This is a genomic window from Vibrio profundi (genome assembly GCF_005281835.1).
In the GTDB taxonomy this organism is placed as follows: Bacteria; Pseudomonadota; Gammaproteobacteria; order Enterobacterales; family Vibrionaceae; genus Vibrio; species Vibrio profundi.
Genome location: NZ_RZIS01000001.1, coordinates 371,370 through 384,738 on the forward strand (window position 1 = coordinate 371,370; position 13,369 = coordinate 384,738).

17 protein-coding genes are annotated in these 13,369 nt (G+C 43.1%); 9 read left to right on the plus strand and 8 right to left on the minus strand.

The features are described 5' to 3' along the window. Nucleotides 1-16 precede the first annotated feature (16 nt). Both bcp and ELZ11_RS01705 read right to left on the minus strand, forming a co-directional pair. The gene (bcp, locus tag ELZ11_RS01700) at nucleotides 17-493 is read right to left on the minus strand and encodes a thioredoxin-dependent thiol peroxidase (RefSeq protein ID WP_137355641.1); all 477 of its coding nucleotides are present in this window, start codon (nucleotides 491-493) and stop codon (nucleotides 17-19) included. Between the two features lie 11 nt (nucleotides 494-504). Further along, complete coding sequence (locus tag ELZ11_RS01705) at nucleotides 505-1,047, minus strand: glycine cleavage system transcriptional repressor (protein ID WP_137355642.1); 543 nt, start codon at nucleotides 1,045-1,047, stop codon at nucleotides 505-507. Nucleotides 1,048-1,374: 327 nt separating this feature from the next. On the opposite strand from ELZ11_RS01705, the gene dapA reads away from it, so the two are divergent. Further along, nucleotides 1,375-2,253, plus strand: coding sequence for a 4-hydroxy-tetrahydrodipicolinate synthase (gene dapA / locus ELZ11_RS01710; RefSeq protein ID WP_137355643.1), 879 nt, complete (start codon nucleotides 1,375-1,377; stop codon nucleotides 2,251-2,253). Nucleotides 2,254-2,302: 49 nt separating this feature from the next. Next, nucleotides 2,303-3,328 (plus strand): outer membrane protein assembly factor BamC, encoded by a 1,026-nt coding sequence (gene bamC, locus ELZ11_RS01715; protein ID WP_137355644.1) that lies wholly within the window; start codon nucleotides 2,303-2,305, stop codon nucleotides 3,326-3,328. Nucleotides 3,329-3,359: 31 nt separating this feature from the next. On the opposite strand, the gene ELZ11_RS01720 is transcribed toward bamC, so the two are convergent. From ELZ11_RS01720 to ELZ11_RS01735, 4 genes are read right to left on the minus strand one after another with little or no spacing between them, the layout of a single operon-like run. Continuing rightward, the gene (locus ELZ11_RS01720) at nucleotides 3,360-3,563 is read right to left on the minus strand and encodes a DUF2897 family protein (RefSeq protein WP_137355645.1); all 204 of its coding nucleotides are present in this window, start codon (nucleotides 3,561-3,563) and stop codon (nucleotides 3,360-3,362) included. Nucleotides 3,564-3,572: 9 nt separating this feature from the next. Further along, on the minus strand, nucleotides 3,573-4,247 hold the full coding sequence (locus ELZ11_RS01725) for a M15 family metallopeptidase (protein WP_137355646.1): 675 nt from the start codon (nucleotides 4,245-4,247) through the stop codon (nucleotides 3,573-3,575). Nucleotides 4,248-4,251: 4 nt separating this feature from the next. Further along, nucleotides 4,252-5,388, minus strand: a complete 1,137-nt coding sequence (dapE, locus tag ELZ11_RS01730) for a succinyl-diaminopimelate desuccinylase (protein WP_137355647.1) — start codon at nucleotides 5,386-5,388, stop codon at nucleotides 4,252-4,254. Between the two features lie 29 nt (nucleotides 5,389-5,417). Continuing rightward, the gene (locus ELZ11_RS01735; RefSeq protein ID WP_137355648.1) at nucleotides 5,418-5,765 is read right to left on the minus strand and encodes an ArsC family reductase; all 348 of its coding nucleotides are present in this window, start codon (nucleotides 5,763-5,765) and stop codon (nucleotides 5,418-5,420) included. A gap of 182 nt (nucleotides 5,766-5,947) precedes the next feature. Here ELZ11_RS01735 and ELZ11_RS01740 point away from each other — a divergent pair, with 182 nt between their 5' ends. Continuing rightward, the gene (locus ELZ11_RS01740; RefSeq protein WP_137355649.1) at nucleotides 5,948-6,613 is read left to right on the plus strand and encodes a hypothetical protein; all 666 of its coding nucleotides are present in this window, start codon (nucleotides 5,948-5,950) and stop codon (nucleotides 6,611-6,613) included. A 203-nt stretch (nucleotides 6,614-6,816) separates the two neighbouring features. Beyond that, nucleotides 6,817-7,104 carry a winged helix-turn-helix domain-containing protein gene (locus ELZ11_RS01745; protein WP_137355650.1) on the plus strand — a complete coding sequence of 96 codons (288 nt, stop codon included), beginning with the start codon at nucleotides 6,817-6,819 and terminating at the stop codon, nucleotides 7,102-7,104. Between the two features lie 33 nt (nucleotides 7,105-7,137). Here ELZ11_RS01745 and ELZ11_RS01750 read toward each other — a convergent pair whose 3' ends face one another. Together ELZ11_RS01750 and ELZ11_RS01755 are read right to left on the minus strand one after the other, a co-directional pair. Next, the gene (locus tag ELZ11_RS01750) at nucleotides 7,138-7,473 is read right to left on the minus strand and encodes a DUF4156 domain-containing protein (protein WP_137355651.1); all 336 of its coding nucleotides are present in this window, start codon (nucleotides 7,471-7,473) and stop codon (nucleotides 7,138-7,140) included. A gap of 10 nt (nucleotides 7,474-7,483) precedes the next feature. After that, the gene (locus ELZ11_RS01755; RefSeq protein ID WP_137355652.1) at nucleotides 7,484-7,822 is read right to left on the minus strand and encodes a DUF2956 domain-containing protein; all 339 of its coding nucleotides are present in this window, start codon (nucleotides 7,820-7,822) and stop codon (nucleotides 7,484-7,486) included. A gap of 110 nt (nucleotides 7,823-7,932) precedes the next feature. Here ELZ11_RS01755 and ELZ11_RS01760 point away from each other — a divergent pair, with 110 nt between their 5' ends. From ELZ11_RS01760 to ELZ11_RS01785, 5 genes are all read left to right on the plus strand, one after another. Further along, nucleotides 7,933-8,412: a DUF2919 domain-containing protein gene (locus tag ELZ11_RS01760; RefSeq protein ID WP_137355653.1), complete on the plus strand. Its 480-nt coding sequence runs from the start codon at nucleotides 7,933-7,935 to the stop codon at nucleotides 8,410-8,412. A 62-nt stretch (nucleotides 8,413-8,474) separates the two neighbouring features. Continuing rightward, on the plus strand, nucleotides 8,475-9,377 hold the full coding sequence (locus tag ELZ11_RS01765; RefSeq protein ID WP_137355654.1) for a Dyp-type peroxidase: 903 nt from the start codon (nucleotides 8,475-8,477) through the stop codon (nucleotides 9,375-9,377). 105 nt (nucleotides 9,378-9,482) lie between these two features. After that, nucleotides 9,483-10,616 (plus strand): flagellin, encoded by a 1,134-nt coding sequence (locus tag ELZ11_RS01770; protein WP_137355655.1) that lies wholly within the window; start codon nucleotides 9,483-9,485, stop codon nucleotides 10,614-10,616. Between the two features lie 242 nt (nucleotides 10,617-10,858). Next, nucleotides 10,859-11,992: a flagellin gene (locus ELZ11_RS01780; RefSeq protein ID WP_137355656.1), complete on the plus strand. Its 1,134-nt coding sequence runs from the start codon at nucleotides 10,859-10,861 to the stop codon at nucleotides 11,990-11,992. A gap of 186 nt (nucleotides 11,993-12,178) precedes the next feature. Next, on the plus strand, nucleotides 12,179-13,306 hold the full coding sequence (locus tag ELZ11_RS01785; protein ID WP_137355657.1) for a flagellin: 1,128 nt from the start codon (nucleotides 12,179-12,181) through the stop codon (nucleotides 13,304-13,306). Nucleotides 13,307-13,369: the final 63 nt, after the last annotated feature.

A 13,369-nucleotide genomic window follows, 5' to 3' on the forward strand; every position in this document is an offset into this window, starting at 1 on the left:
TATCGAACTCGTTGAATTACTCGGCGTTTTTCTGGTTAAAGTAATCTAAAACCACTTCGTGGTGAGTCTTGGTTTTGAACTTGTTAAATACGTGCTCGATGATGCCTTCTTCGTTGATTAAGAAGCTGATTCTGTGCAGGCCATCGTACACTTTACCCATGAATTTTTTCTCGCCCCACACACCAAATTGTTCAGCAACTTGATGGTCTTCATCAGACAGTAAATCGAAGTTTAATGATTTCTTCTCGATGAAGTTAGGTAGGCGTTTTACTGGATCAATGCTTACGCCTAATACCACAACGTTAAGCGCATCAAGTTCAGCTTTGATGTCACGCAGACCTTCAGCTTGAACAATACAGCCTGGAGTCATGGCTTTAGGGTAAAAGTAAAACAATACCTTTTTGCCTGCAAAATCGGCAAGTGATACGGTTTCACCGTTTTGGTTGAGCAGAGAAAAAGCTGGTGCTGGGGTTCCGGCTGTCAGCGTATTCATGAGATTTCCTTTTATTGACTGTTCTTGATGAAATTTAATGAGCCTTGAACGGCGAGTTCCTGACACAACGAATTGAATTCTTCTTGTAGTTGCATCAGGTTGCAATCTGAATGAACAGAAGCAGTGATTGAAATATGGAACTGGTCGTTATCCAATTGCACTTTTGACTTATTGATCGTTTGTGCGCTTAAAGAAGCTAAGCCTATGTCTCTGTCGGCGAAGAACTGAGTGAATTTCTCTGTGAGTCCTACTTTGTCGTCCGACTCAACAAACACTTCAAGTGTGTACGAGTTGTCTAATTGCGTGTGTGGAGAAGTGCGCTTCATGATAGTAATTAAATCATGAGCTTGGCCCAGCAATGGCAAGGTTGTTTCGACACGGGTAATGCTATTAGCTTTACCAGAAAGCAACATGATGAGGGTGAACTCTTCACCGAATAAAGCAATGCGGCTATCAACGATATTACAGCCTGATTGAGTTACCAATTGGACGACTTCATTGCAGATTCCTGGGCGATCTGTGCCCACTGCTGTGATTACTAGATGTTGAGTCATAAAATCACTTCTTTATTTTTTCCATAATTCCATGCATGGTAGCACAGATATTGTGAACAATAAGTGCATCAAATTGGCTTTTTGTGGTATTCCTATTACCAACAATGTTCAGTTTTTTAAATTACCTAGAATTGACACGATTGTGGCGAGCGCTTTTAAAATAAGGCGTTGGCCAGTCGCTGGTCACATTTTTAATGCCTAGAGGCGTTAGGTCTCTAACATCCGGTAGTATTTCATTCACTTGTACTATGTAAGCCGCTTTATTCTCTTGTGTTTATCAATCGCCTTACAGTACCATGCAAAAAGAATCAATTTAGGGAGATAGACATGTTTTCAGGAAGTATCGTTGCGTTAGTTACGCCATTTAATCCAGACGGTGAAGTGGATTTCGACAGCTTGAAAAAGCTGGTTGATCATCACGTAGCTGCAGGTAGCGATGGCTTGGTTGCAGTGGGTACAACTGGCGAGTCGGCCACATTAACCGTAGAAGAGCATGTCAAGGTCGTCAATAAGATGGTGGAATTCGCGGACGGCCGCATTCCAATTATCGCAGGCACAGGCGCTAATGCGACTCATGAATCAGTAACGTTCAGCCGTTTACTTAACGGTTCTGGCATTGCCGGCTGCCTAAGCGTGACTCCTTATTACAACAAACCGACGCAAGAAGGTTTGTACCAACATTACAAAGCCATTGCTGAAGTCAGCGATGTGCCGCAAATCCTATACAATGTACCGGGCCGTACTGCGGTAGACTTACTGCCAGAAACGGTTGCTCGTTTATCGAAAATTGAAAATATTGTTGCATTAAAAGATGCGACAGGTGATTTAGAAAGAATTGCCATTCACCGTGAACTTTGTGGCGAAGATTTTATCTTACTAAGTGGTGATGACTTAACTGGTCTGGAATTCGTTAAACGTGGCGGTGATGGTGTGATTTCTGTAACGAATAACGTTGCAGCTGCAGATATGGCGACAATGTTCCGTCTTGCGAAAGAAGGGCGCTATGATGAAGCTGAAGAAATTAACCAGAAGTTGATGCCGTTACATAAAAATCTGTTTGTTGAATCTAACCCAATTCCTGTGAAGTGGGCGGTTCATAAGCTTGGACTGATTGCTGACGGTGGTTTGCGTTTACCTTTGACTGAATTGTCGGAGTCTGCACGTCCTACCGTTGCTCAAGCAATGACCGAAGCTTGTATCTACTAATTAGTTTGAAAGTAATGCCGGAGTAACTCTTCGGCATTTAGGAGTATAAATGAAGTATTCTCACCAGCTAGTGATCGGTTCACTGGCTGTTTTTGTTCTTACCGCTTGCTCTGGTAATGCGTCTCAGCGTCGTCAGGCAAAAGATGATTTCGAATACTTAGAAACCCCTGAGTTTTCTCAGTGGCAACTGCCTGAAGATGCGACCCCGCAGTTCTATCCAAATTATAATATCCCAGAAGGTGAGTTTTCTGGCGGCATCGGTAAAGAAGTCGATATCCGCCCACCGCAGCAAGTACTCGAGTTAATCCCTGGTGCGCGTGCTGAACGTCGTGATGGCGAGGTGACTTTGTGGCTACTTCGTGAAGAAGAAGCGAAGAAAGTGTGGCAAACCGCATTAGATATGTTAGCGAATCGCAAGATAGAGATTCGTGAGCAAACGGATCTCGAGGTCGAAACAGGGTGGGTTTCGTGGGAATCTGAAGATGAAGAAGTGACGATCGGTAGTCGCTATTTGATCTCACGCTTTGAAGCGAATAATCGCCATGGTTTTAAAATCAGCCTTATTGACTGGCGCGAAGGCTCTGAAGTGAAGCCTGTTACTGCAACGAATAAAGAGCGATACAACGCCTTTATGACTAACTTAGTAACGGCGAAGTACGACCAAGATTTACGTGAAGAGGCAGCACTTAAAGCTCAAGAGTTGGTTAAGCAAATTCCAATTTCTATGGGTTCAGACCGCAGTGGCTTCCCTGTGATTATTGCTCGTGCACCTTATAACGTGCTGTGGCAACGTCTACCCGATCTATTGCCGACGATGGGCTTCACTCTTGAAGAGCGAAACCAATCACAAGGTACGATAAAGGCTAAATATGCTTCTCCAGATGATGAGTTCTGGGAAACGATTGGTGTTAAACCTATTGACCTAAAGGGTGGCACTTATACCTTCCTATTTGGTGACTTGGGTAACCGAACTTCGATTAACGTTACGGACGCTGCTGGTAAGCCTGTTGAAGAGGAACTGCTGAAGTCTCTTGTACCGGTACTCGCGGCAGTCGTTGATGAAAGCAAAAAATAGAAACTAAAAAGAGGACGTAATGTCCTCTTTTTTATTGCTCTTCGCTGTCTTTTTTCGCTTCTTCTGCTCGTCTTTTTTTATCGAGCTCAGTGAGCTTGTCTAGATCACTTTTGTGCTTATGCTTTTCAACTTGCTTGAACTTCATATTGGCAGTGTATTTGAGCGCGGCAATGTTACCGATCACTACACTGACCAAAATGATGCTGATGACCCACGGGTTCGTTAGAAATTCCATAGCTCCCTCTTAATTGCTTATGTTCGTTACGAAACGTTCATAGATATTTGAAAGGTTCTTCATAATTACATCTTGGCCTAAAATCGAGCTACGAGCCAATTGAGTGCTAAGAAGTTGAACAGAGAGTTCGGAAAGGCACATTTCCGAGACACTTCGATGGCTAATATGCCAAGGTTCAATTGCAACTCCTCCAAGCTCTTCGCTGTATGGGAAATAAAACCCAAAAGACTCTAAATTGTCAGTTAGCCAGCGATAAAACTCAGATTGATGGCCCGATAGGTATTCCCAAGGCTCTAGCTGTAAGCTAACACCACCCGGCACATCGCTTCTGGAATAAACATCGAAGTCACAACCCCAGTGGTGGCGGCTTGCACCTGGCAATGCCGACCAGCGCAGTATTGCAAATAGCTTCTCTTCATCGGTGAGTGAATTTGCATCGAGTGGTTGGCTATCGGAATCAACAATTACTCGCTTTCCTGAAAATTTATTGTTCCAAATCGCTTCTTGTCGAGCAAACCCCCGAAACCCGCTAGCGATTTCAAGTTTGAAGCCAGCGACAAGAGCAGCGTTAACCAGTGCCTGCAAGTCTTCCTCTACTTGAGGATGAACAAGAAAGTGTTTGTTACCTACCAAGGTTTCGATGAGGTGGGTTTCAACTTGGCCAGTGAGCTGCTCTGGAGTCATGGAGTTACTTACCAAATAAGTTTTGAAGCGTTTGCTGATACATTTCGGTCAGCTTCTCAAGGTCGTGTACATTCACACATTCGTTTACTTTATGGATTGTCGCGTTCACCGGGCCAAGCTCAACAACTTGACCGCCCATACGCGCAATGAAACGTCCGTCAGAAGTACCACCTGTGGTTAGAAGTGCAGGCTTAACGTTATTCACACTATCTACAGCATCAACAACAGCATCGAGTAGCGCTCCAGTATCTGTTAGGAACGGGTCGCCATTAAATGTCCATTTAAGGTCGTATTCGAAGTCGTACTTATCAAGCGTAGCGGTCACGCGTTCTACGATCTTGTCGTTACATAGTTCAGTGCTGAATCTTAGGTTAAATTGAACATTAAACTCGCCCGGAATGACATTAGACGCACCAGTACCAGCGCTGACATTCGGGATTTGGAAGCTTGTTGGTGGGAAGTAATCGTTCCCTTGGTCCCATTCTGTGGTGGCCAGTTCGTTGATTGCCAGTAAAGAGCTATGTACCGGGTTGTTAGCTAGGTGCGGGTAAGCAACATGCCCTTGAGTACCTTTGATGGTTAGATCGCCAGTAATAGAGCCTCTGCGACCGTTCTTAACTACATCGCCAACATGTTCAGTGCTTGAAGGTTCGCCAACGATGCACATATCAATATTTTCGCCACGTGCCATCAGTGCTTCTACCACACGGACAGTACCATTGATGAATGGGCCTTCTTCATCTGACGTGATTAAGAATCCGATTGAACCTTCATGATCTGGGTTTTCAGCGACAAACTGTTCAACCGCAACAATCATACTCGCCAGCGAGCCTTTCATATCCGCTGCGCCACGGCCATGCAAATAATCGCCAATCATAGTTGGCTCAAAAGGTGGGGTATCCCATTGTTCTACAGGGCCAGCAGGAACCACATCAGTATGCCCTGCAAACGCAAATAGTGGACCTTGTGTACCACGGCGAGCCCAGAAGTTCGTTGTATCTTCGAACACCATGACTTCGATTTCAAAGCCAATTGCCTTTAATCGTTCAATCATTAAATCTTGGCAGCCTGCGTCTTCTGGTGTTACCGACTGACGACTAATTAAATCTTTTGCCAGAGCCAAAGTTGGGCTATCTGTCATCCTTGAATTCCTTACCTGTATATCTTTAATTATGAGAATATTGCTGAGTATTGGTCTGCTTTGAAGCCGATGTGGTACTGGCCGTCTACTTTAAGTATTGGGCGCTTGATCATAGCTGGTTGCTCAACCAGTAATGTGATCGCAGTTTGTTCGTTGAGAGAATCTTTTTGCTCTTGAGTCAATTGACGGTAGGTTGTCCCACGTTTGTTCAGTACGGTTTCCCAGCCTAGCTCAGAGCAGAAAGTTTTAACTAAGGTTTCGTCGATACCTTGTTTGCGGTAGTCGTGAAAATCAAATTCAACGTTTTCTACTTGAAGCCATTTCTTGGCTTTTTTAATGGTGTCGCAATTTGGGATGCCGAACATAGTGATCGTCATGATGATTCCTTTTGATGATACTTTTCTTTGTTATCGCTAAATCCTAACAGGAAGCCCAATGACAACCAACTTCCATCTATTATTCTTTCCATTTATTAGTCAGATTGGTTTGTTGATATTTACTAACTGATTATTTTTATTGATATAATCCTGTCGATTTAATGATTGTAAAAGTATTTTTCATGAAAAAACGCACAGCGATGATGCTGATTTTGGCCCTACTAATGCTTCGGTTCTTGGGGTACATGGTGACATCCAACCCATTAGGCTTTGAGCTTAGCGATTTGAAAGACTTGGTCATCAAGACTTTTCCTATCTTATTGACTGCAATTGTCGCAGGTTACGGTTATTACTGGACCCAACTTAAGCACGATAGGCGACATGATCGTGAGGTTCGCGAAGAGAGAAGAAATAAGACATTAGATATACAAAGGGATGCATTATTGGAGATGCATGAGTGTTTTTTTGGCTTTCAGTCCGTGTATTGGAAGTTTGTAGAGGATGGTCAATCTCAATTAGATGGTAGTCATTTATCTGAGCTTGTAAGTAAATCGACTAAACTGCAGTCGATTGCTTCACTGCATTTTTATAAAAGCACGCTACAGAATAATGCGCTTTTACTTAATCAAGCAACCATGAAGCTAGAACGGCACTTTATCGTTTTAAGTGAAGACTCAGCTTGCTACGAAGTCGGGGGAAATAGGCTCAGATTTCAGGTAGGGAAGTCGGTAACGAAAGAGCGTCTTCAAGGCGATTTGACAACTATCGATAGAAGGTTGGCGAATGTTGAAACTAGTTTGGTTAAATTTGCACAAACCGACATTATGAAAAGAGATAGCACAGGTTGATTAGTGAGTAGTGTATGCGTGTAGTTAGTTTATCGCTGTGTCGTCATCTATTTATATTTTAGTCAGCGAAATGTCCCTGAATTTTAGATACGTCATGTAATAAAAGCGTAAGAAAATGTCACTTTCGGAGAGTTATTGATCCGCCTCAACATCTTTTGGCCCAAAAAAGAAATAATGATTTGGCACAGATATAGGAGGTGTCAATGGAGTTGAGTCCTGTTTTTGCAAGGCGGCTATATTTAGCTTTGTTAGTGGAAAGCCTTGAACGGCCAAATGTGCCGAAACTCATCGAGAAAACGGGGTGGCCTCGACGTACGATTCAAGATGTACTTAAGGCACTACCGGGGATTGGTATTGAACTCATGTTTGTTCAAGATGGGCGACGTCACAATGATGGTTACTATCAATTATCGGATTGGGGGCCTTTTGACAGCCAATGGGTTATCGAACGAAAAACTGATATAGCAATCAGTCTTGGATTTAGTGCATAAGCCAGCGAAAGCTGGCTTTTTTCATACCATTGTTTAGCGAGAGCACTGATAGGCGACACCAAGTATGGTTACCGATGTAGCAAAGTCTTGAGGAATAGAAAACACTACAGTATCGGCACCTAACGAAAGAGCGTTGTTTTTGAGTTCATTTACCGCTCCTTGTACCAAAGTATCATTCGGGTAAAACAAATAACTGTACCAATGGCCTTCGCTACCGGTGACTTCACCTAAGAATTGGCATTGGTTAATATCCAGAGAACCGTGTAAGTCCAACTCAATATTTTTCGCGTCTTCGCGTATGACTTTAGTTGGGGTCGTACACCCGATTAATAAAACGCTAGTTAGGATAGAGAAAAGAATTTTACCCATTGCGGTGTCCTTACATTAAAGTGATATAAGCGCCAAAGCCTATCCAGCTGACAGCCAGTAAAATCCATGGTAAGTAATGAGGTTGGCTAGTTTCAGCAGAAGTTTGCTCGACGGTTTCTACTTCAGGCTCTGTGGTTTTGATCTTCGCTTTTTGTTGCTTCTTTTTTGCTTTATCTGCTTGTCGGTTTTTTTCTTTTTGCTGCTTTTTGTACAGAGCGATGCCTTTTTCAATACCCTGTGCAATTAACTTGGTTTGTTCTTTGGTTTGGCTTGGTTTTTGTGTCGCTTTGGCTATTTTCATTGCTTCTTGTTGTGACTCGACTGACGGTGTATTGGGTTTGTTTTTCATACTTGTATCGTAAACTAGTGACGGTATGTCTTTAAGATACCGTAAATTTTATCCTAATTTGAATAAATTGCGCTAAAGTGCAGTCTTTATAATATTGAAGTGAAAGTTTTGTGCGTTATTCCATAGAGCAGTATGACAAAAATGGCTTTTTAAAGGCCCCGTTAACGCTTTGGCTAGGTTGGTTGTTTTTAGCTAAGGCATGGGTGGTGTTTATTGTTGCTGGTGCAAGCCGCGATTCTGGAGCAAAAATACTGGAAATCGTTTACCCAGATCACTCTATGCTCTATTTGGGAATCGCGATGGGGTTGCCCAGCATTTTATTAATGTGGCTGATTGGGTTGAGAAATGCCGATCGTAAGTGGATCAATATGGCAGCTGCATACGGAAGAGAAGTCAGCTTATTGGTGACCACGTTGCAGATTGCTCAGACCGTCTATCATGTTTATTTAGATCATGGGCTATTCCGTTGGTCGAATGCCGTCACATTAGTTATCTTATTATGGTTAGCGATATATCTTTATAAGAGCCGAACGGTCAAAGCGTGTTTTGCGATCCCCGAATTTAATAACGAAGAATCTAAAAGTGGATGATCGCTGTCAAAGCACTTAAATTTCAAACAATTACACTGAAATAAAAAAGTAGAGGATTTTGTATGTCACACGCTCAATCTGCGATCTTGCCTGAAGCTGGGCCTTTTGCGCTGTACACTCAACTGAAAGTCTTAAAAAATGAATCAGAAGTACTAGCAAAGTTGCAGTCATTGCCTCAATTAGTCGATGAGTTAAACAGTAATCAGCCAGATGCGGAGCTTACCGTTTCAATCGCGTTTACTAAACGGTTTTGGGACCAATTCTCACAAGATGTCCCATCTGAATTGATTGAGTTTCCAGAACTTGGAGAGGGTGACACTCACGCTCCTAGTACGGAAGTCGATGTATTACTTCACTGTCACTCTAATCGTCATGATCTACATTTTTATGTGCTAAGAAAGTTACTGTCTGATATTGCTGACTCGGTTGATGTTGTGGATGAAACTTATGGGTATCGTTACTTAGACTCAAGAGATATGACCGACTTTGTCGATGGCACAGAAAACCCGAAAGAGGCACAGCGCGAAGAAGTGGCAATCGTCGCTGATGGTGAATTTGCTGGTGGTAGCTATGTTATGGTGCAACGTTTTATTCATAACCTTCCAGCATGGAATCGTTTGAATGTTTCTGCACAAGAAAAGGTCGTTGGCCGAACTAAGCCAGATTCGATTGAACTCGAAAATGTACCAGCTGCGTCTCATGTAGGCCGTGTAGATATCAAAGAAGAAGGCAAAGGGCTGAAGATTGTACGCCATAGTCTACCGTACGGCTCTGCGTCTGGAGAGCATGGCTTATTGTTCATCGCTTACTGTAACAACCGTCATAACTTTGATGCGATGCTAGAAAGTATGTATGGGGTTACGGATGGAAAAACGGACCAATTACTGCGGTTTACTAAAGCGGTGACTGGCGCTTACTTCTTCGCGCCTTCGCAAGCTATGCTGCAAGCTTTGTCGTTTAAGTAGTCAAATTAAACTGAAAAAAGGAGCACTAAGTGCTCCTTTTTTATTCAAGGATTTCAAAGCTTGGCCGATAAAGAATCAACCTTTCCATCTAAGTGGCGCTTTTGAATGGCGATAACGGTAAATACGAACGTTTCTGCATTAGTCGCACAGAGAAATCTGTCGAGTGCGACGGACATGCTTAATCAATCTTTGGAGCGTCTTGCTTCAGGGAGTCGTATTAACAGCGCAAAAGATGATGCTGCAGGATTGCAGATTTCGAATCGACTTGAAGCGCAGATGAGTGGTTTAGATGTCGCAGTCAGAAATGCCAATGATGGGATTTCAATCATGCAAACTGCGGAAGGGGCGATGAATGAAACCACTAATATTATGCAGCGCATGCGTGATCTGGCTTTGCAATCAGCTAATGGCTCCAATAGCCAAGCAGAAAGGACAGCTTTACAAGAAGAAATATCCGCTTTAAATGATGAATTAAACCGAATCGCTGAAACGACCTCTTTTGGTGGTAAAAAGCTGCTAAACGGTGCTTTTGGCAGTACCGCATTTCAAATTGGAGCTTCTTCAGGGGAAGCAGTACAAGTACAGCTAAAGAACATGCGTACTGACAGTTTAGAGATGGGGGGCTTTAGTTATGTCGCCAATGGTATGGCTGATAGCAATTGGTCAGTATCAGCTGGCAACAACGATTTTGCTATGTCATTTGTCGATCGGTTTGGCCAAGAGCAGAATATCGAGATTGAAGCGAAAGCGGGTGATGATATCGAAGAACTTGCCACTTATATCAATGGTCAGACTGATTTGGTTTCAGCATCGGTCAATGATAGTGGGCAACTTCAGATATTCATGGCAGGGGAAAAAACCTCAGGCACTATTTCATTTTCGGGAAGTCTAGCCAGTGAGCTTTCTATGTCCTCGGGGGCTTATGAATCAGTCGATAACCTAGATGTGACCAATGTTGGAGGGGCGCAGCGTGCTGTCTCTATATTGGATACGGCAATGAAATATGTCGATAGTCACCGAGCTGAACTTGGGGCATATCAAAACCGTTTTGGCCACGCCATTAACAACCTTGAGAATGTCCACGAAAACTTGGCGTCTTCCAATAGTCGAATCAAAGATACCGATTACGCGAAAGAAACCACGCAAATGATCAAGCAGCAAATCTTACAGCAAGTGAGTACATCCATTCTGGCGCAAGCCAAGCAAGCCCCTAATTTAGCCCTGACGCTACTCGGCTAGTTTCTGTTAGTCATGCACTTTCGACAGCTAAAAGATAAACTTTAGTATTCATTTAAATTATTTTTCTATTATCTGCCTCTTCTCACACAAATACCTCCAACATTCTATTTTCTTATCTTTTTTAAATAAACCATTAAAGATTTTCGAAATTGCGCCGTTATAAAAAGTAACTTTGAGAGAACTACTTGGTTTTCCGAGACGTCGGAAACCGTAACATCGGAAAATCAATTGGAGAAATCACCATGGCAGTGAATGTAAATACAAACGTATCAGCAATGACAGCGCAACGTTACTTAAACAATGCGAACAATGCTCAGCAAACATCTATGGAACGTCTGTCTTCAGGCTTTAAGATCAACAGCGCAAAGGACGACGCGGCAGGGCTACAAATCTCTAACCGTTTGAACGTTCAAAGTCGTGGTCTTGATGTTGCAGTACGTAACGCAAACGACGGTATCTCAATTGCACAAACCGCAGAAGGTGCAATGAATGAGACAACGAACATCCTGCAACGTATGCGTGACTTGTCACTACAGTCTGCAAACGGTTCTAACTCAAAATCAGAACGTGTTGCGATTCAAGAAGAAGTAACAGCACTGAATGACGAACTAAATCGTATCGCTGAAACAACTTCCTTCGGTGGTAACAAGCTACTGAATGGTACACACGGTACTAAAGCATTCCAAATCGGTGCAGACAACGGGGAAGCGGTAATGCTTTCACTAAAAGATATGCGCTCTGATAACATGCAAATGGGTGGAGTAAGCTATCAAGCGGAAGAAGGCAAAGGCAAAGATTGGAGTGTTCAATCGGGTTCAAATGACCTAACCATTGCCCTTACTGACACTTATGGTAATGAACAAGAGATTCAGGTTAACGCCAAAGCAGGCGATGATATTGAAGAACTTGCGACTTACATTAACGGTCAACAAGATCTTGTGAAAGCGTCGGTAAACGAAGATGGTCAGCTGCAAATGTTCGCAGGCAATAACAAAGTAGAAGGCGAAGTGTCTTTCTCTGGTAGCCTTGCGGGTGAGTTAAGCATGCAGGATGGCAAGCAAGTTACAGTTTCTAATATTGATGTAACGTCGGTCGGCGGTGCTCAAGAATCGGTAGCTATTATCGATACTGCACTTAAGTATGTAGATAGCCATCGTGCAGAACTGGGTGCATTCCAGAACCGTTTCGACCATGCAATCAGCAACTTGGACAACATTAACGAGAACGTAAACGCATCGAAGAGCCGTATCAAAGATACCGACTTCGCGAAAGAAACGACTCAAATGACCAAGTCACAAATCCTGTCTCAAGCGTCAAGCTCAATTCTTGCGCAAGCGAAACAGGCACCAAACTCAGCGCTAAGCCTATTAGGCTAATAGAGCTAAACTAAACGAATAAAGCCAGGTGGTTAAACACCTGGCTTTATTTATATCTGGAAGAGCCCACGCTCACTTAGCGTTTACTTTGTACCTAAGATCTTATCCCTCCAAGTATGTTGGGAGAATAGTTAGACGTCGTGGTGCGATTGGGCAATATCTAATAAGGAGATAGGTATCAAATAGATGGTGTCAATCAAGACAAATGTGCCCGCCACTATTGCTCAAAGGCATATGGGGAATGCACAAACGGAGGTTGTCGACGCCCATAATAAACTTCTTTCAGGCTCTAGAATTGTAACTGCAAGTGATGATGCAGCAGGAATGCAAATTGCTAATAGGTTGCATGTCCAAACGCGTGGAATTGATACCGCACATCGCAACGCGACAAATGCTTATTCGGTGGCGCAAACAGCAGAAGGTGCTTTACATGAAAGTACTAACTTGTTGCAAAAGCTTAGGGAGTTAGCATTACAGTCAGCAAACGGTTCAAATTCCTCATCGGATAGAGATAGCATTAATATCGAAAGTGAAATGTTGAAAGACGAGCTCGATAGAATCGCTCTTACAACGACTTTTGCAGGTGAAGAACTGTTCGATGGGTATTTGGATAAAAAGAGCTTTTATCTAGGCCCAAACGCCAACGCAGTCACACTAAATTTGAAGAGCATGCGGACAAATATCCCAGAGATGGGAGGGAATGTTGTTCGGGCTGCCGACTCTAGTGATGAAGGCTGGATAGTGGACCACGGTAATCACGAACTGAAGTTTACCTACATAGATGAGCTAGGGAAAACACAGGAGACGGATATCGAACTCAAAGTGGGAGACGATATCTTGCAAGCAGCAACCTATATCAACGGACAACAAGATGTATTTAAAGCGTCTGTGACCGATGATTATGAATTGCAGTTTTTTGCATCTTTTAAACAAGCGCCCAAAGGTTTTGAATTATCTGGAAGCTTAGCCGATACCCTAAGTTTAGAGAGCAGTGAACCTGTGACGCTTGATGACCTGGATTTATCGAATGTAGGGAATGCTCAACTAGGTATTGCGATCGTTGATGCATCGCTCAAGTATGTTGATGCCCATCGTGGTGAAATAGGCGGTTTTCAAAACGGTGTTAGTCGAACTATGGATAACTTAACGAGCATGGACAGCAATATAACCTCCGCAAAAGGTCTAATTCAGGATGCTGACTATGCTAGGGAATCAACGCGATTGGTCAAATCTCAAGTGCTCGAACAAGCTACATCGGCACTCTATGCTCAAGCAAACCAGCAAGCAGGCGCTGCGATTGGGTTACTAGGTTAAGTTGGCTCGACACAAATAAAAAAACGCTGCCCTAGAGCAGCGTTTTTAATGTTTGGAAAGAAA